This is a genomic window from Paenibacillus sp. VTT E-133280 (assembly GCF_002264385.1).
Lineage (GTDB): Bacteria > Bacillota > Bacilli > Paenibacillales > Paenibacillaceae > Paenibacillus_AQ > Paenibacillus_AQ nitricinens.
Map to the genome: position 1 here is coordinate 1 of NZ_NFUX01000199.1, position 237 is coordinate 237.

The following is a 237-nucleotide window of genomic DNA, read 5'->3' on the forward strand; positions in this document are numbered from 1 at the left end:
TGTATCTTCTGTCGTCAGGCCGATGATACCGATCTGTTCGCCGTCTACTTCTTTGATCAGTGCAGGGTAGATGGTTGCTGCGTTACCCGACCGACCAATTTCATTGGTGAACATTTTACTTAGGATTTCATCCGCAGAGAAATTTACGTTGGATGAGACAAAAGGGAATTCAGCTTTACGGATGAAATTGGAAAGCGTCTCAGAATTTTTATCAAATTCATGGTTGCCGAAAGTCAT

At 42.6% G+C, this 237-nt stretch carries 1 pseudogene; it reads right to left on the bottom strand.

Annotated features, from left to right (window positions below):
* Positions 1–237: pseudogene (locus tag CA600_RS30760) on the bottom strand (bifunctional metallophosphatase/5'-nucleotidase); the annotation flags it as partial.